This is a genomic window from Lederbergia panacisoli (genome assembly GCF_024626525.1).
Taxonomy (GTDB): Bacteria; Bacillota; Bacilli; order Bacillales; family Bacillaceae_C; genus Lederbergia; species Lederbergia panacisoli.
On record NZ_JANJGU010000008.1, the window covers coordinates 141,158 to 158,724 of the forward strand.

The 17,567-nt window shown below is 36.8% G+C and carries 18 protein-coding genes; 14 read left to right on the forward strand and 4 right to left on the reverse strand.

Features of this window, described 5'->3' with window-relative positions:
• The first annotated feature begins 8 nt into the window (after window positions 1-8).
• Together NQ185_RS12595 and NQ185_RS12600 are read left to right on the forward strand one after the other, a co-directional pair.
• Entirely contained in the window at window positions 9-959 is a 951-nt protein-coding gene (locus NQ185_RS12595) for a carbohydrate ABC transporter permease (RefSeq protein ID WP_257582206.1), read from the forward strand.
• 16 nt (window positions 960-975) lie between these two features.
• Window positions 976-1,836, forward strand: coding sequence for a carbohydrate ABC transporter permease (locus NQ185_RS12600; protein ID WP_257582207.1), 861 nt, complete (start codon window positions 976-978; stop codon window positions 1,834-1,836).
• Between the two features lie 66 nt (window positions 1,837-1,902).
• Here NQ185_RS12600 and NQ185_RS12605 read toward each other — a convergent pair whose 3' ends face one another.
• Window positions 1,903-2,877: an MFS transporter gene (locus tag NQ185_RS12605; protein ID WP_257582209.1), complete on the reverse strand. Its 975-nt coding sequence runs from the start codon at window positions 2,875-2,877 to the stop codon at window positions 1,903-1,905.
• A complete protein-coding gene (locus NQ185_RS12610; protein WP_257582210.1) occupies window positions 2,807-3,109 on the reverse strand; it encodes an MFS transporter in 303 nt (100 codons plus the stop codon). The genes NQ185_RS12605 and NQ185_RS12610 overlap by 71 nt, the downstream gene beginning before the upstream one ends.
• 174 nt (window positions 3,110-3,283) lie before the next feature.
• On the opposite strand from NQ185_RS12610, the gene NQ185_RS12615 reads away from it, so the two are divergent.
• From NQ185_RS12615 to NQ185_RS12630, 4 genes are all read left to right on the forward strand, one after another.
• Window positions 3,284-4,387 (forward strand): Gfo/Idh/MocA family protein, encoded by a 1,104-nt coding sequence (locus NQ185_RS12615; RefSeq protein WP_257582211.1) that lies wholly within the window; start codon window positions 3,284-3,286, stop codon window positions 4,385-4,387.
• Window positions 4,388-4,527: 140 nt separating this feature from the next.
• A complete protein-coding gene (locus NQ185_RS12620) occupies window positions 4,528-5,697 on the forward strand; it encodes an MFS transporter (RefSeq protein ID WP_257582212.1) in 1,170 nt (389 codons plus the stop codon).
• A 55-nt stretch (window positions 5,698-5,752) separates the two neighbouring features.
• The gene (locus NQ185_RS12625) at window positions 5,753-7,096 is read left to right on the forward strand and encodes an MATE family efflux transporter (protein WP_257582214.1); all 1,344 of its coding nucleotides are present in this window, start codon (window positions 5,753-5,755) and stop codon (window positions 7,094-7,096) included.
• Between the two features lie 92 nt (window positions 7,097-7,188).
• The gene (locus NQ185_RS12630; protein WP_257582215.1) at window positions 7,189-8,205 is read left to right on the forward strand and encodes a Gfo/Idh/MocA family protein; all 1,017 of its coding nucleotides are present in this window, start codon (window positions 7,189-7,191) and stop codon (window positions 8,203-8,205) included.
• Between the two features lie 344 nt (window positions 8,206-8,549).
• On the opposite strand, the gene NQ185_RS12635 is transcribed toward NQ185_RS12630, so the two are convergent.
• Window positions 8,550-9,443: an AraC family transcriptional regulator gene (locus tag NQ185_RS12635; protein WP_257582216.1), complete on the reverse strand. Its 894-nt coding sequence runs from the start codon at window positions 9,441-9,443 to the stop codon at window positions 8,550-8,552.
• Between the two features lie 145 nt (window positions 9,444-9,588).
• Here NQ185_RS12635 and NQ185_RS12640 point away from each other — a divergent pair, with 145 nt between their 5' ends.
• Window positions 9,589-10,887: an alpha-glucosidase/alpha-galactosidase gene (locus tag NQ185_RS12640; protein ID WP_257582217.1), complete on the forward strand. Its 1,299-nt coding sequence runs from the start codon at window positions 9,589-9,591 to the stop codon at window positions 10,885-10,887.
• Window positions 10,888-11,141: 254 nt separating this feature from the next.
• Here NQ185_RS12640 and NQ185_RS12645 read toward each other — a convergent pair whose 3' ends face one another.
• Window positions 11,142-11,783: a YesL family protein gene (locus tag NQ185_RS12645; RefSeq protein WP_257582218.1), complete on the reverse strand. Its 642-nt coding sequence runs from the start codon at window positions 11,781-11,783 to the stop codon at window positions 11,142-11,144.
• Between the two features lie 221 nt (window positions 11,784-12,004).
• Between NQ185_RS12645 and NQ185_RS12650 the strand changes: the two genes are divergently transcribed.
• From NQ185_RS12650 to NQ185_RS12680, 7 genes are all read left to right on the forward strand, one after another.
• Window positions 12,005-12,994, forward strand: coding sequence for a LacI family DNA-binding transcriptional regulator (locus tag NQ185_RS12650; protein ID WP_257582223.1), 990 nt, complete (start codon window positions 12,005-12,007; stop codon window positions 12,992-12,994).
• A gap of 26 nt (window positions 12,995-13,020) precedes the next feature.
• Window positions 13,021-14,319, forward strand: coding sequence for an ABC transporter substrate-binding protein (locus NQ185_RS12655; protein WP_257582225.1), 1,299 nt, complete (start codon window positions 13,021-13,023; stop codon window positions 14,317-14,319).
• A 72-nt stretch (window positions 14,320-14,391) separates the two neighbouring features.
• Window positions 14,392-15,261, forward strand: a complete 870-nt coding sequence (locus NQ185_RS12660) for a carbohydrate ABC transporter permease (RefSeq protein WP_257582226.1) — start codon at window positions 14,392-14,394, stop codon at window positions 15,259-15,261.
• The gene (locus tag NQ185_RS12665; protein WP_257582227.1) at window positions 15,251-16,132 is read left to right on the forward strand and encodes a carbohydrate ABC transporter permease; all 882 of its coding nucleotides are present in this window, start codon (window positions 15,251-15,253) and stop codon (window positions 16,130-16,132) included. Before NQ185_RS12660 ends, NQ185_RS12665 begins: the two co-directional genes overlap by 11 nt.
• Window positions 16,133-16,305: 173 nt before the next feature.
• Complete coding sequence (locus NQ185_RS12670) at window positions 16,306-16,776, forward strand: CarD family transcriptional regulator (protein ID WP_257582228.1); 471 nt, start codon at window positions 16,306-16,308, stop codon at window positions 16,774-16,776.
• 139 nt (window positions 16,777-16,915) lie between these two features.
• Window positions 16,916-17,068 carry a hypothetical protein gene (locus NQ185_RS12675; RefSeq protein ID WP_257582229.1) on the forward strand — a complete coding sequence of 51 codons (153 nt, stop codon included), beginning with the start codon at window positions 16,916-16,918 and terminating at the stop codon, window positions 17,066-17,068.
• Between the two features lie 3 nt (window positions 17,069-17,071).
• Window positions 17,072-17,567 (forward strand): nuclease-related domain-containing protein (locus NQ185_RS12680; protein WP_257582230.1); only part of this gene is annotated, 496 nt, incomplete at its 3' end.

Here is a 17,567-nt window from a genome sequence, read left to right on the forward strand (position 1 = left end):
AATATATAATGGAACAAAAAGCAGGTTTTTCTACTAATCAAAATGTTATCATTCCGAGAAAACGTAAACTTTCTGCGGAGGCAAAGAAAGAAGAGAGGGCTTTTTGGATATTTATTTCTCCTTGGATTATCGGATTTTTATTTTTTACAGGTGGTCCAATTATCGCCTCGCTCGTATTAAGTTTTACTTCATATAACGTAATTGATGCTCCAAAATTAATTGGATTTGAAAACTTTGCAAAACTTTTTGATGATAAGCTATTTTATAAATCATTGACTGTCACCGCCTATTATGTTGTGCTGGCAGTGCCTTTCAGTATAGTAATTGGACTTGCAATGGCGGTATTACTTAATCAAAAAGTAAAAGGTCAAGCATTTTTTAGAACAATGTTTTACGCTCCGTCGATTGTATCCGGAGTTTCTGTAGCCTTCTTATGGTCTTGGCTATTAAACCCTGATTTTGGAATTGTGAACGGTTTGCTTAATGATTTATTTGGCATTGATGGTCCTGGTTGGTTTACTAGTACTAAAATGGTTATTCCTTCGATGGTACTTATGCAACTGACTGCCGTTGGTGGAACGATGGTTATATTTCTTGCGAGCTTGCAATCATTGCCTGCTGAATTGTACGAGGCAGCGGCAATAGATGGAGCCAATAAAGTAAAACAATTTTTCAAAATTACGGTTCCGCTCATATCACCAGTTATTTTATTTAATACAATTATGGGGATTATTGGATCTTTCCAAGTATTTACACAAGCCTATATCATTACAAGGGGTGGCCCCGATTGGATGTCTTATTTTTACGTACTCTATTTATTTGATACTGCTTTTGGCCAATTCAGGATGGGATATGCATCCGCCCAGGCATGGATATTATTCCTCATCATATTCACATTCACCATGCTTTCGTTATTGGCTTCTAAAAAACTAGTACATTACGAATATGATTCAAAATAAATAGGGGGCGTTCTTGATGCAATTAGCTAGTAGAAACAAGACATTTAAGTACGGGGAAATTAGTTTAACAGGTAAAGTCTTCGTTTATTTACTATTATTATTAGGATTATGCTTATTCGGATTTCCAATTTTTTGGATGATTTCCACTTCGCTTAAAACATTAGGACAGGTTCATCAACAAACATTATTACCTAAATCGCTAGAATGGGTAAACTTTAAAGAAGTATTTACTACACATCCAATGGGAATGTATTTATGGAATACATCATGGTATACATTTTTAAGTATGTTTGGAGCGGCATTCTCTTCATCATTAGTAGCGTATGCATTTGCGAGATTACGTGCACGGGGCAGCACTGTTTTATTTGCACTTATTTTAAGTACAATGATGATACCGTCTCAAGTAACGATGATTCCACAATACTTAATCTTTAGTAAGATTGGTTGGGTAGATTCTTATTTACCGTTAATCGTTCCATCTTTTGGAGCAAGTGCATTTTTAATTTTCCTATTGAGACAGTTTTACTTGGGAATTTCTAAAGAAATGGATGAAGCGGTCAAAATAGATGGAGGTGGATACTTCACTATTTATTTCCGTATAATTTTACCACTGTCCATTCCAGCTATTGCAACAGCGGGCATTATGGAATTTATGTATCGTTGGAATGACTTAATGGGTCCACTAATTTATTTAAGCAGCCAATTGAAATATCCACTGTCACTAGGTCTAGCGAGTTTTCGAGGAGCCTATGCAACAACCCCGTGGAATTTATTGATGGCGGCTTCCTTTGTTGCAGTCATTCCACCGCTAACATTGTTTTTCTTTGCACAGAAATACTTTATCCAAGGTATTGTTATTTCTGGTACAAAAGGATAATTTAAAGGTATTAAAAGAAAAGAAGCGGAAGATCGATCGCCTCCGCTTCTTTTCTTTTGTGTCAAATTATGCTTTTAAAAGTTTATTTTTTCGTGAAAAAGGTTTCACTAAATATAAGAGGATTCCGATGTTAATTAGTAATGAGAATACCATGATAAGGAATGGAAGTCTCGGATCCATTTTGTATGCCAATCCCGCTATGATACCTGCCGGAGAGATGAATAATAAAAGAAACACTTGCAAAATGGAGTACATATTTGCTCGATTTGCATCTTCGATAGAATTAGCAACTGCTGATTCCAAATAGGGATTAGCAATTAAGACACCTGCAGCAGATAGAATTAGACTAATGATGATTGGCGTCAAGCTGCTTCCTTTTGTTATGACTAAAATTGCGTTGGCAATAATTGATAATGAAAATCCTGTCATCATATAATAATAATTTCGCTCCTCTTTAAATTTAGGAATGACAAAAAAGAGGAGGAAGAGCATACAAACGGATGAGATGGCTGGAAATATTGAAATAGTCGACTCGGATACCGATAATGCTTCAACTAAATATACATATAAGTATGTGTTTTGCATGACCATTTGGAAATTGAAAAAAATATAAACAGCAAAAATTAGGAGCAATCCCTTATTTTTAATAATTTTTTTCATAATACTTCCATATTCTATAAATGTTTCTTTTAAAGGGATGTTTTTTGATTCTTTCTGTTTTAACAAACCTATATCGGTTTCATGAGTCATAAAGTGGCGGGAAATGATCATGATAAGCATAGATGTACCTGCAATCGCATACATTATCCGAACAGCAGGCACTAACGTCATTTTACTTACTAATAACCCGCCAAGTGGGGCAAATAATCCACCTACTACACCAATAACTTGCAAAATAGTGAATACAATTGAGCGATCTTTTGGTTTCGTATCTTCCACTAAAAGACAAGTCCAGGCTGTTTGAGGAATTTTAAGAAACGCGTTTAAAATAGCGGCAAATATGAAGAACCATATATTTTGGGAAATTGCTAATAAGATCATATATTAATAGTGCTTTCTTTCTCCCTAAACGATCCGTTAAAAATCCACTAATAAAAGATGTGAAAATTTGTACAATTAAGCCCAGGCTTGCAATCATTCCGACTTGGGTTTTTCCTACACCCAAGGCCAGCATGTACACAGATACATATGGCAAATACATACTGTAAGGCAGTATAAATAATGGTTCAACAACCAAACAGGCGCGAGCGTTTCCAGTAATTCTTTTGAACATACATGTATCCTCATTTCAGTTGTCATCTTTGTGAAGTATCTCATAAACCTAGTATAGGAGTATTTTAATAAATAGTATAGATAGGAAATTATATTTTTTACTCGCTAAAATAATGAAAGTTTAATATGTTTTGTTTATACTATTATCAAATAGAAAGAGACTAAGGAGGAAAATATGAAAAGTGTAAAAGTAGGAATTATTGGTTGTGGAAATATAAGTAGCATTTACTGTCAAGCAGGTGAAAAATTCGATGTATTCGATATTATAGCTGTGGCAGATTTGGACTTTGAGCGTGCAAAAGCAAGAGCAAAAGAGTACCAGGTTCCGAACGCATACACAGTTGAGGAAATATTGGCTGATCCGGAAGTCGAAATTATCATTAATTTAACGATTCCGAAAGCACATGCGGAAGTGTGCATTGCAGCGCTTGAAGCAGGAAAACATGTGTATGTTGAAAAACCATTGGCAGTTACACGTGAGGATGGAAAAAGAATTCTGGAGATTGCCAAGGAGAAAGGTCTTATAGTTGGAGGAGCGCCTGATACCTTCTTAGGCGGCGGGATCCAAACATGTCGGAAATTAATTGACGACGGAGAAATAGGTGAAGTAGTCGGAGCTACTGGGTTCATGATGAGTCCCGGTCATGAAAGCTGGCATCCAGACCCTGAATTTTACTATCAACTTGGCGGTGGTCCAATGTTCGATATGGGACCATATTACATAACAGCTTTTATCAATTTATTAGGACCTATTCGTCGTGTAACAGGATCAACAAGAATAAGCTTTCCGGAAAGGACGATTACGAGCCAGCCCAAAACTGGACAAAAAATACAAGTAGAAGTACCTACGCATATTACGGGAATACTAGATTTTGAGAATGGTGCAATTGCAACCCTTATTACGAGTTTTGATGTTGCAGGGTCAAAGCTTCCAAATATTGAGGTGTATGGGTCGAAGGGAACAATTCTCGTTCCAGATCCTAATACATTCGGCGGTCCGGTATTTCTTCGTAAACATGGAAGCAGGGAATGGGAAGAAATTCCTTTGACTCATGGTTATATTGACAATAGTAGAGGTGTTGGTGTAGCAGATATGGCTTATGCACTTCGAAGTGGAAGAGCTCATCGGGCAAATGGGGATTTAGCATATCATGTATTAGATGTCATGCACGGAATCCATGATGCATCAAGGAGCGGTTCACATTATGAGCTAGAAAGCACATGTGAACAGCCGAAACCATTGCCAGTAGGGCTGCAAGAATTCACTTTGGATGAGTAACAGTAACTGAAATAAGGAAGCGATCCAAATTTGCGGCCGCTTTCTTCTTTTTTCATTGTTAAGGAAAGCAATAGTTGCTTTATATCCAAATTGTTGCCCAGCTGCAGCCTTGCGCTTTTCTAATGAATAGGAGCACAATTATGAAATCAAAAAATAAAGTATTATTTTATTTCGTTACGATGATGTATTGGTTTTCCATGTATACGTATGTGCCAATCCTTTCTCCATATGTGGAACATTTGGGAGGATCAATTTTTATGATTGGCCTTGTTGTTGGAAGCTATGGGTTTACCCAACTACTCGTCCGCATCCCACTGGGAATTTGGTCAGACGCAATCGGAAAACGCAAATTGTTTATTATTGCGGGAATTGCTTGTGCTGTGTTGAGCAGTATAGGGCTTGCTATGACGACAAATGTGTGGGCCATTTTTGGTTTTCGCTCACTTGCGGGTGTAGCTGCTGCAAGCTGGGTCGCTTTCACTGTATTATTTGCTAGTTATTTTGAACCGGATGAAGCACCAAAAGCAATGGGGCTCATCAGTTTTTATACAAGCATTGGACAAATGGCGGCTACGACTTTAGGTGGGTTTTTAGCTGAATATATTAGTTGGACTGCTCCTTTTTATGCTGGCGCCTTTGTAGGTCTGCTTGGATTACTATTAGCATTAAAAATTGTAGAAATGCCTGCTGAAGATAGAAAGCCAGTTGAGATTAAAGAACTCGTCAAAATGGGTGGGGAAAAATTATTATTATTTGTTTCCTTAATGGCGATCATCGTTCAATGTATTACTTTTACAACTATGTTTGGTTTTACTCCGCTTCACGCGGTCAGCTTAGGGGCATCGAATGGAGATTTAAGTATTTTAACGCTTTTATCGACATTGCCGAATGCGATAGCAGGATATATGAGCGGTACCTTTTTTGTCAGGAAATTTGGGGAAAAACGAACGATTTTAATCGGCTTTCTAGCTGCTGGTCTATGTACAGTATTATTGCCTTTTACAAATAGTTTACTTTTATTGATTATTACTCAAGCTTTTAATGGATTCGCGCAAGGCTTGATGTTTCCAGTTTTAATGGGATTGGCCATTCAGTCAGTTTCAGAAGAGCGCAGGGCATCTGCTATGGGCTTTTTCCAAGCAATCTACTCTTTAGGTATGTTTGGCGGTCCTTTTATTGCAGGGTGGATTGGGGAGCTGGCTAGTCTAGCAACAGGATTTATCATAATCGGATGTCTCAGTTTTGCTGGTGCGTTTGTAACCCTGAAATGGATGCCGAGTAAATATTTTAAAGAAAAAGTGGTAGAATAATATTTGAAATGTTTTTTGCAGTCCTTGAAAAATAATAAGATTGAAGGAATCACATATGACTACACAAACATCAACTGAAGGAAAAAAAGTCGCTTTTCGGACGTTGCTTTACTTTTTTATACCTTTAGGTATTTCCGCAAGTCTTGTTACCATTTCACATGTCATTATCAATAGTACACTTGCTCGTGCGTCTAATCCGGCAGTTGTCATTGCTAGTTATTCTGTCGCCATGAGTCTATTTGCCATTTTTGAGCGATGTGCGGTTATTTTGCGGCAAACGTGCGCAACCCTTGTTCGAGATAGGAATTCTTTTAAACTCGTATCTCAGTTAACCATTTTCATATTATCTTCCATTATGATTCTGAGTTTAGTCATTGGCTATTCACCGATTGGTGAACTATTTTTTTCACGTGTTATGGGTGTAAAAGATCATATGCTCGCTCCAACTTTATCAGTCTATAAGGTTCTAATGTTTGTGACAATATTTTCAGGTATTCGCTGCCTCTATCAAGGAGTTATCATTTCTAATTTACGTACGAAATGGTTAACGATTGGAATGACAATCCGTTTATTAGTGATGGCGGGACTTTCATGGATTATTATACAGAATGATTGGGTCAATCACGGTTATATTGGAGCTTATATATTTTTAGCCGGAATGGTTATTGAGGCACTTGTTAGTTTTATTGAAGGGCGGCAGCTTGTCAAAAAAATGCCTGCCAAAAAAGAGGATCACCATATTGTTAATCATAGTCAAGTAAGAAAGTTCTATCTGCCCTTATTAATGGCTTCTTTAATAGCGGTTATTATTTCACCTGCTACGAATGCAGTGTTAGGATCGAGCGGCAAAGCGGAAATTGCGATAGCTTCTTATGCAGTTGCATTTTCTGTTCTAAATTTATTACTAAGTTTTTCAACTTATTTCCATCAAATCGTCATTAACTTCTATGATCAAGATACAAAAATGGTCATCCGCTTTTCATTTATTTTTAGTTTTATACCCAGCCTCTTACTGATCGGGATAGCATACTCCCCTTTAGGTGTTTGGGGATTACAACATATAATGGGTGTTTCAGGTGAACTTCTTGAACATAGTTTAGTAGCGTTAAAGTTTTTCATTATTTTTGCTCTATGTTTTCCATGGCTTGATTTTATAAATGGTGTATTGATGTTAAAAGGACAAACGAAAGTATTGCAATTTTCCCAGGCAGGAAATGTTCTCATGACAATCGCAGTGTTATTCTTCCTGCTTTTCGTGATGCCAAACGGTGGAGGATTAATTGGATCATTGGCACAATCGGTTGGTGTTATGACGGAAACTATTATTGCGTATATTTTTATGAGGAAATTTTTACATCAACCTATCTTAGGTATGAGAAGAAAAAAGTTGAGTCATTGATAACAATATTGCAGGTGGTAGAAAACTATAATAATATAAATAAAAATAAATTGTTGTGGTGAGATTTCTTAATTTTGAAAGGGGTTAATGTAATGGCTGATTTTAAAATTGTAGTTGCGGGCTGCGGAGGCATGTCCCATCAATGGATTGAATATGCACTCACACGTAAAGATGCAGAAATTGTAGCGCTCGTTGATTTATTTGAGGATGCCGCAAAAAATACGGCAAAGAAGTATTCATTGGATTGTAGTACATATACAGATATTAGCCTAGCTATTAAGGAAACAGGTGCCAATTTAGTTTTTGATGTTACAATCCCTGCCAGTCATAAAAACATTACAGTAACCGCCTTATCATTAGGTTGTGATGTTTTTGGCGAAAAACCAATGGGAGAGTCTATGCAAGATGCGATTGAAATGCAAAATGCAGCACAAGAGTCGGGGAAAAGTTATGTTGTTATGCAAAATCGCCGCTTTAATAAGCAAATAAGGGCATTCCGGGATTTAGTACAATCGGGTGAGATTGGCAATCAAGGTTTTATTAGCGCTGATTTTTTCCTTGGTCCACATTTTGGAGGATTTCGTGATGAAATGGATAGCCCGTTAATCCTCGATATGGCGATCCATACGTTTGACCAAGCAAGATTTATTTCAGGAGCGAATCCTGTTTCAGTTTATTGCCACGAATTTAATCCAGAAGGTTCTTGGTATAAAGGGAATGCTTCTGCTATTTGTATTTTTGAAATGGATAACGGGGCTGTCTTCAATTACCGTGGATCTTGGAGTGCGAAAGGTGCACCGACCTCATGGGAAGCCTCTTGGCGTGTAGTGGGAAGTAAAGGAACAGCAATGTGGGACGGAACGCATTCACCGTATGCCGAAACCACAATCCAATCGGACGAACACAAATTTTTACATGATTATGAAAAAGTGGAAGCAGTCCTTTCTTATGATGGACAAGATGGCCACTTCGGCTGCTTGGACGAAATGTTTTTTTCTTTGATAGAGGGCCGAAAAGCTGAAACAGATTGCACAGACAATATTCATAGCGTTTCCATGGTATATAAAGCAATTGAAAGTGCACGGACGGGGAAAAAAGTATTTTTCTAGTAACTTTTCATATTTAAATGCCCTGCAGGCGTGATATTGGACAGAATTTCGAACTGTGCGCCGAGGTTATCCATCAAAGTGCTTTAACGGACCGATTTACGAAGTCAGTACAGGGTTTGTCCATCAAAGCGGTTATGATGGACAGATTGATGAAAATCGCTCAGGATTTGTCCATCAAAGCAGTTGTGATGGACAGATTGATAAAAATCGCACAAGGTTTGTCCATCAAAGCGATTATGATGTACAGATTATGAAAACTTCACAATCTGTCCAATATAACAGAGTCCCGATATCTTAGAATCATTCCAGAAAAGCTTTCCGTAAATACTGAATGATTATCCATTTTAATCTATTACAATATGATTAACAGGCACTGCATACTTACTTTGGCGAAACTGCCCTGGTGGCATGCCGAATCTTTTATGAAAGACTTTACTAAAGTAATTTCCATTTGAATAGCCGACCTGACTGGAAATTTCTTCGATTGATAGATTGGAGTGACGTAGTAATTCGATTGCTTTGTCCATTCTAATTTTCGTTAAATATTTGAGAGGGGTCATGCTGATCGTTGTATGGAACAGTCTTGTAAAATGGTATTTTGAAAGACCAGAGGCTTCAACCATATCATCTAAGCCTATTGGATTGTGATAATGCTTTTGCGCGAATAATACCGCTTTCGATATGGATTCTGGCCATTGTTCAATTGGTGATCCTATATTTTGAACAAATCGATTTAATTCCATCAAAAAAGAATATCCAAATGCAGATGCCTGAAAAGCGTCTGTTATTTTTTTGGCGACTGCCGCTTCGAAAATATTTAGCAATAATTTAATCGGTTCTGATTCTGGCGAAAACGTGATGATATGTCCAATATTTTCGTTGATAAAGTCAAATATTTTTTTTGCCTCATTCCCATATAACGTAATGTGAATAAATTCCCAATGCTTACTGGTAGAAGGGAAGAAATAACGATGATTACTTGGAATTTGCACTAAAAAAGCTTGACCGGAAGATAAAGAGTATGTTTTTTCGCCAACTTGAATCATACCTTGCCCGGAAAGAGTATATTGAAAAACACATTTTCCGACTTCGCTTCTTTTTAACCCATCCCAGTCATAAGATGGTGAAGTTACTTCGTCCCATCCAATCGAGTGAATGCCTACAATCTTTTTTTGATGATCGCCTTTAAAGCGAAAACCGAAAGATTCGTAGTTTTTGTCATGATGATTAATGAGCAATATTTTACCCTTCTTTCATAAGTTTTTACCATTGTAAGTGAGTAATATTACTTTTATGATTAATATATCAAGCATTGTAACATGTTTCTATAGAAAAACAATATAGCAATATGTTACACAACATAAGAAAATGGAGGTTTTTAAAATGTCGAAAATTACTTTTCTAGGCGCTGGAAGCTCAGTTTTTGCAAAGAATGTACTAGGCGACTGTATGCTCGTTCCAAGTATTCAAGGATTTGAATTTGCGTTATATGATATTGATCATGAGAGATTAAAAGACTCAGAAAATATGCTGAATAACATGAAAGAGACTGCAAAATCGACTGTAACTGTAAAGGCTTACACCGATCGCAAAGAAGCTTTACGCGGCGCTAAGTATGTCATCAATGCCATTCAAGTAGGTGGATATGACCCTTGTACGATTACAGACTTCGAAATTCCTAAAAAATATGGCTTGCGCCAAACAATTGCAGATACTTTAGGAATTGGTGGGCTCTTTAGAAACTTAAGAACAATTCCAGTAATGTTGGATTTTGCAAAAGATATGCAAGAAGTTTGTCCAGATGCATGGTTCTTAAACTATACAAATCCAATGGCTGTTTTAACAGGAACGATGATTCGCTATGGCGGAATTAAAACAGTTGGACTTTGTCACAGTGTTCAAATATGCGCTGACCACTTACTTAAATCACTTGATATGCCAACAGATAACTTGCATTGGAAAATTGCAGGAATCAACCATATGGCTTGGTTATTGGAAATTGAGCGTAATGGCGAGGACTTATATCCAGAAATTAAAAGACGAGCTGAGGAAAAACAAAAAACAAAGCATGATGATATGGTTCGCTTTGAATTAATGAGGAAGTTTGGTTACTATGTAACAGAATCATCCGAGCATAATGCTGAGTACCATCCGTATTTTATTAAGAGCCGTTATCCAGAACTAATCGACCAGCTAAATATTCCACTTGACGAGTATCCACGTCGCTGTGTGAACCAAATCGAAGGCTGGAAAAAAATGCGTAACGATCTAGTGAATAATAAAAACTTAGAGCATACTCGTTCCCATGAATATGGTTCTTATATCATTGATGCAATGGAAACAAACATTCCATTTAAAATTGGCGGAAACGTATTAAACACTGGCTTAATCACTAATCTACCAGAAAAAGCAGTTGTGGAAGTACCATGTCTTGTAGATAGCAGTGGTGTTACTCCAACTTATGTTGGTGAATTGCCAGAACAATTAGCAGCATTGAATCGTACAAACATCAATACTCAACTCCTTACAATTGAGGCAGCAATTACAAAGAAAAAAGAGCATATTTACCATGCTGCAATGCTAGATCCGCATACAGCGGCTGAATTATCATTGGATGATATTGTTGCACTTTGTGATGACCTTATTGAAGCACACGGTGACTGGCTGCCAAAGTTTAACTAAATTGAAAAAGGCTTGCCTAATACTGGCAAGCCTTTTACTGTCTAGCTCTAGCGCCTATCGACTAGCAAACTTCCTGTCCTTCTCCTGCGATAAGAAAGCCAGATTCGCATTGCAGGCTCATCGTGTTTCCTTTATCTTAGTCGAAGGTCAAAGAAGGAACGTCAACTAAAACCGCCACGTCCTGTGGCGACATCGACGGACCCACATCCTGTGGGCATGTACGTCGATGAGCAAAGCGCTTACGCTTTTCTTCATTAACTAACTTCTTGAACTTCCTGGGTTTCTTGATTCAATTGGACCAATGCTTCAATCTTATTAAACGAACGATGGCATAATGTATAGATTAAATAGAAACCGATGCTCCAAATGATAATTGTCGTGATAGGGATAAAGTAACTAATTAAAGCTGTTAATAGAAAAATAATCCCACAAACTACTGTAACCCAGAGCTGGCTGATCGAAAATAAGAAAGAATTTTTTATAAGGATTGTAAAACGAGTTTTGTAATGAACCATTACCGGGAATAGGAAGACGGTTGTCATCAAGAAAAACAAACAAATGAACGATAACGCAGAAACCATAACCACCTTTACTGTTCCAGACATTTGCCAAGTGATCATAAAGTTAAAATAAAACATGAGGGCGAATGCAAACCATACAAGCCCCAATAGAAAGCTCTGCAAGAAATTTTCTTTGAAAAGGGAAAAGAAAGGTTTGAACACTCCTGAATCTTTCTTCTGAACCCATTGCCTTACGACACCAAACATTGCGGCTGTGGCGGGGAATATCGTAATGATCGGTATGCACATAATAAACCAAAGTAAATTTAAGAAAAAAAAGTTCGTAAACTTTTCCAAAAATCGATAGAAACCGCCATCAATACTAAAAATATTCATTTTTCACACCCTTGTCTTATAGTCTATGTTATTCAAAAATAACATGATTAATTTATAAAGGCAATGTATTGAAAAAAGAAAAAATAGAATTTTTTTTAATTGCTAAATTCTATTTAACTATTGATTATTTCAAACGACTAGATTATTATGAAAATTGTAACCGTTATCTGAAATCGATTTCATGTTTGATATTTCAGATTTATTTCGCAGGGAGGAGGAATATGCCGACAATTTCCGACGTAGCTCGATTGGCTGGTCTATCGAGAGCGACTGTATCTAGAGTAATTAATAATCATCCCTACGTGTCTGAAGCCAAAAAAGAATCAGTTTTGAAAGCAATGCGGGATTTGGGGTACATACCAAATTCTGCCGCACAGAATTTACGGAAACAGAAAACAAATATTATAGCCGTCTTGGTTCCAAAACTGACAAATCCATTTTTTGCTTATTTAGTTGAGAGTTTAGAAGAAAAAGCTGCTGAAAACGGTCTACAAATTTTAATCTGTAATACGAAGTATGACAAACAAAGAGAGTTAGTTTTTTTAAGGTATTTAAAGTCAAAGCAAGTAGACGGCATTATTATGGCATCCATCGAAAATAGCTGGGAAGTAATTGAAGCCATCACCATGAGTGGGCCGATCGTGCTCTGCAATGAGTATAGTCCGGCAGCGAATGTCCCTTCCATTCGCTTAAACCAAGTGGAAGGGGGATATATGGGAACCTCTTATTTGCTTAAACAAGGGTATAGAAAAATCGGTTATTGTTGGGGGGGAATCCTCAATGGACTAGCCCACGATCGTTTTTTTGGCTTTGAAAAAGCAATGACAGAATATGGTTTTCCAATTAATCGCAACTGGCTATTTGAAAATGCCCTCGGTATTGAAGACGGAAAAAGAATTATGAATGAAATAACTAGAATGGAAGACAAACCCAATGCTCTTTTTACCGGAAGTGATGAAGTGGCTGCTGGAATTATATCCGAAGCGAAGAATTTAGGATTTAAAGTTCCGGATGATATTGCTGTGGTTGGATTCGATGACCAACCAATTTCGGAGGTAATAGAACCTACGCTCACAACCATTCATCAACCAATTGAAGAAATTGGAGCAAAAACAATGGAAGTAATGATCAATTTACTAACAAATGAACAATTCACTTCTAAAAAAATTTATGAACTTCCATTAAAGCTAGTTGTAAGAGAATCGTGCTAAATAAAAATAACTAGGGGGATTTCTGAATGAAAAAGAAATGGACTATATGGAAAGCAATTCCTATGTTTCTTATCTTATTGCTAGTTGTAAGTGGCTGTGGAGGAAGCAAATCCGGTGGCGGATCTGATAAAAAAGTTGAATTGTCAATGGCTGCATGGGGTAACCCTGCCGAAATCAAAGTGTACCAAAAAGGCGTTGATGCTTATATGAAGGATCATCCAAACGTCAAGATCAAATTAGTCCCTGTCCCAGGTGATAACTACGAGGAAAAGTTATTAACAGAGTTATCCGGTGGTAAATCACATGACATTTTCTACGTTGGTGCAGAAACAATGCCTAAGCTTGTAGAAACTGGAAAAATTGTTGAACTTACTGAATTCCTTGAAACATCTGCTAGTTATGTTAGTGCTTCAGAATTTGCCGATGGTCTCTGGGGTGCTGCACGAAAAGATGGAAAAATATACGGAGTTTCCGTAGATAATAATCCTCTTGTCATGCACTACAATAAGAAAGTTCTTGCTGATGCTGGTATCGATAAAACTCCACAAGATCTATATGAAGCTGGTGAGTGGAATTGGCAAGCATTCCAAGATATGACTGCGAAAATTAATGCAGCAGGCAATAAAGGCTTTGTAGCGGATGGTTGGACCGCACATTTATTCTCATGGGTTTGGTCTAATGGCGGCCAATTATACGATGAAGAAGGAAACTTCGTTCTTGCCGATAATCCACAAGCACAAGAAGCCGTTAAATACCTTGAAACAAATATTAAAAACGGTAACTTTACTTATGCTGGTTCCCTACCAAAAGGACAAGGTGCCGACGCAATGTTCATGTCAAACCAAGTTGGATTTGTTGCAGCAGGTCGTTGGTTAACTCCAATGTTCAGCGAAAATAAAGCATTAGAATTTGACTATATTCCATGGCCGACAAATACTGGAAACAAAATGGAACCAGCTGCAATTGCAATCGCTTATATGTCAGTTGCTAAAGATTCTAAAAATGTTGAAGAAGCAATGAAGTTTATGTCTTATTACACGTCTGCAGAAGGTCAAAAAGCTCGTCTTCAAGGAAATGGTAACGCTGTTCCTTCTGTTAGCGGCGTTGATGAATTAATCACTGATGACGCAGTTCCAGAACATGCAGAGTATTTAGTTGATGCCCGTGAAATTGGTATCGTTGAAGCTCAGCAAGTTCAATATCCAGGATTAGAGCAAGTAGTGCGTGATGTTATGGAATTAATGTATCTAGGCAAACAAGACGCAGATAAAACAATTTCTGAGTTGGATAGTAAAGTGAAAGCGAAGATCGCTGAGCATAAGTAATTTACATCGAGATGAAAATTGAAAGAAAGGGAGTAATCCCCCTTTCTTTCAATACTTTGAAAGGGTGAGTTCATGAGAAAGAATAATACTTTTTGGGGTTATCTCTTTTTAACACCGCAATTAATCGGTCTTCTTGCATTTTCACTAATTCCCCTTGGCTTTGCACTTGTTTTGAGTTTTATGCACTGGGATGGTTTTGGAGAAAAAACTTTTGTGGGTCTAGGTAATTTTATTGGTCAATTTAAAGACCCGATTTTTTGGAAAGCTTTATGGAATACTACACTATATACAATTCTTTATATTCCAATTGGTGTTTCTCTATCACTTTTGCTAGCTATTGCGTTAAATAAAATTAAAGGTAAAGAATTGTATCGTATTTTCTTTTTTATGCCTGTCGTTACAAGCTCCGTTTCGATCGGTGTTATATGGATGTGGATTTTAAACGGTGACTTCGGAATTTTAAATCAATTTCTTGGATATATTGGAATTCAAGGACCTCAATGGCTGACAGACACGAGTCTCGTTATGATTTCTATCGCGATACTTAGTATATGGTGGCAAGTAGGCTACAATATGGTCATTTTTCTTGCGGGCTTACAAGGGGTTTCAAATAGCTATTATGAAGCTGCGGAAATCGATGGAGCCTCCAAGTTTCAAAAGTTTAGACATATTACGTTGCCGCTTATTTCACCAACTACCTTTTTCGTTTCAATCATGTCTATTATTGGATCGTTTCAAGTTTTTGACCAAGCCTTTGTTATGACAGGTGGAGGTCCGGCAAAAGCGAGCTATACTCTTGTATTCCATGTATATGAAACCGGATTTAGACAATTTCAATGGGGGGAAAGCTCCGCTGTGGCAATGATTTTATTTGTCATCATCTTAATCTTTACTCTCATTCAATTTAGGGTTTCAAAAAGGTGGGTTCATTATGAGGGGTAGCACAGTTGAAGTAAATAAAGGTCCAGTAGTCGTACGTAAAAAGAAGTTTACATTTAAGTTTTCAACGCTTTTGCTGCATTTAGCTATTATTGCTGGTTCTTTAATAATGGTTTTCCCATTCTTATGGACGGTCAGCAGTTCATTAAAAGATATATCTCAAATCTTTATTGTTCCTCCGGAATTTATTCCGAAACCATTTGTTTGGTCGAATTATCCTGCATCGCTCCAAGCAATGCCATTCGGACTAGCCTATTGGAATAGTTTTTATATTACTATTTTAGTAGTGTTATTGCAGTTATTTACTGGTTCCATGGCAGCTTACGCATTTGCTAAAATTCGCTTTCCGGGCTCGAATTTGTTGTTCGTCTTATTTTTAGCAACAATGATGATTCCTAAGCAAGTTACGATGATTCCAACTTTTATGATCATGGATTATATCGGTTGGTTGGATACACATTTGCCATTAATTGTTCCAGGTGCTTTGTTTAATGCATTTGCTGTATTTTTATTGAGACAATTCATAATGGGAATACCGAATGAATTGGAAGAAGCGGCAGTCATGGATGGTGCAAATCCACTCAGAATTTATTGGAGTGTTATCCTTCCTTTAATTAGGCCAGCGCTTGCTGCGGTAGGTATCTTCATATTTATGGGATCCTGGAATAATTTCTTGGAACCATTGATCTATTTAACAACACCAGAACTGTACACAGTTCCTTTATTATTAAATTATTTTAAAGGTCTATATGTGACCGACTGGGCGCTCATGATGGCAGGCTCAACAATCTCCATTATCCCTGTTTTGCTCATTTATATCATCGCACAAAAACAAATTATCGAAGGGGTAGCCTTGACTGGAATTAAAGGGTGACTACTTCATACTGAGAACCTTGGTACAACGCCAAGGTTCTTTTTCTGTAAAAAAGGAGTAGTTTCGATAGTAAAAGGTATTGACGTATATGTCCAATAGGTGTTATTATAAAATATTTGACTAAAAATTTATTAGTGATATACTTAATATATAGAAAATTTAGGAGTGATAAATTGTTTTTTCAAATTGGTGATAAAGTATTGTATCCAATGCATGGAGCAGGTATCATCGAAGCAATTGAAGAAAAAGAAATACTAGGTGAATACCGACAGTATTATATAATATCTATTCCTATTAGTAATATGAATGTTATGATTCCTATCAATTCCGTAGAAAAAGCTGGAGTACGACTAGTAACTGATAGCAAGACGATGAAGAGTATAATATTTGATTTTCATAATGAAGAGCCGACTTGTAGTCTTCCTTGGAAGGAAAGATACAAACAAAATATAGAGAAATTAAAGACAGGCGATACACTTGACGGAGCGGAAGTAATTCGAGATCTTTTGCATCTTCAAAAAGAAAAACCACTTAATTCGAGTGAAAAACAAATGCTAAATGATGCTTCGAAAATATTAATAAGTGAACTGAGCATCATTAAAGACATAAGCGAGACACAGGCTGCAGATTTATTAGTTATATAATATGAAAAAGGATTCTCATCATTAGAGAGTCCTTTTTCTGTTATATAACTTATTTAATAAATCCTTATATTCCAAGTTACCTTGTAAAAAGTTAGAACATTTCATACAATTAAGATAATTACTTGATAAGGAGATGGAAATGAATATTAAACTGCGAGTTGAAAGTAAAGAGCTTTTAGTGTATAGGATTTTAGACATCAGGAAGGGGTTATCAATTGATGATGCGGCACACTTAGCTAGACTTGAAAAAGGCTATAAAGGAGAGGTAATATTTGATGGTAGAATAGATTGATTATTGAAACAATGGCTAGTTCTTAATGATATGCAACTTGAAAGTAATCATTCCGACTTCCAAATTGATTCACTTGTTATAGCCCAAAAACCGATATTATTGTTCGAGATTAAGAATTACGAAGGAGATTATTATATTGAAGATGAACAATGGTATTACATGAATGGAGATAAAATCCAAAATCCATTGTCCCAGCTTGAAAGAAGTGAAGTTCTTTTTCGACGTCTGCTTCGTGACCAAGGATACAACATCCCCATCGAATCTTATTTAATCTTCATAAATCCCGAATTCCACTTATATAACGCCCCACGAAATCTACCGATAATATTCCCAAATCAACAAAACCGATTTTTTGAAAAGCTAAGTAAAATACCTTCAAATATAAACGATCACCATAAGAAGGTAGCACATAAACTCATTTCCCTACACAACGAAAAACCACATTTTATGAAAATACCAGTATATAGTTTTGAGGAAATTAGGAAAGGGTTTATATGTG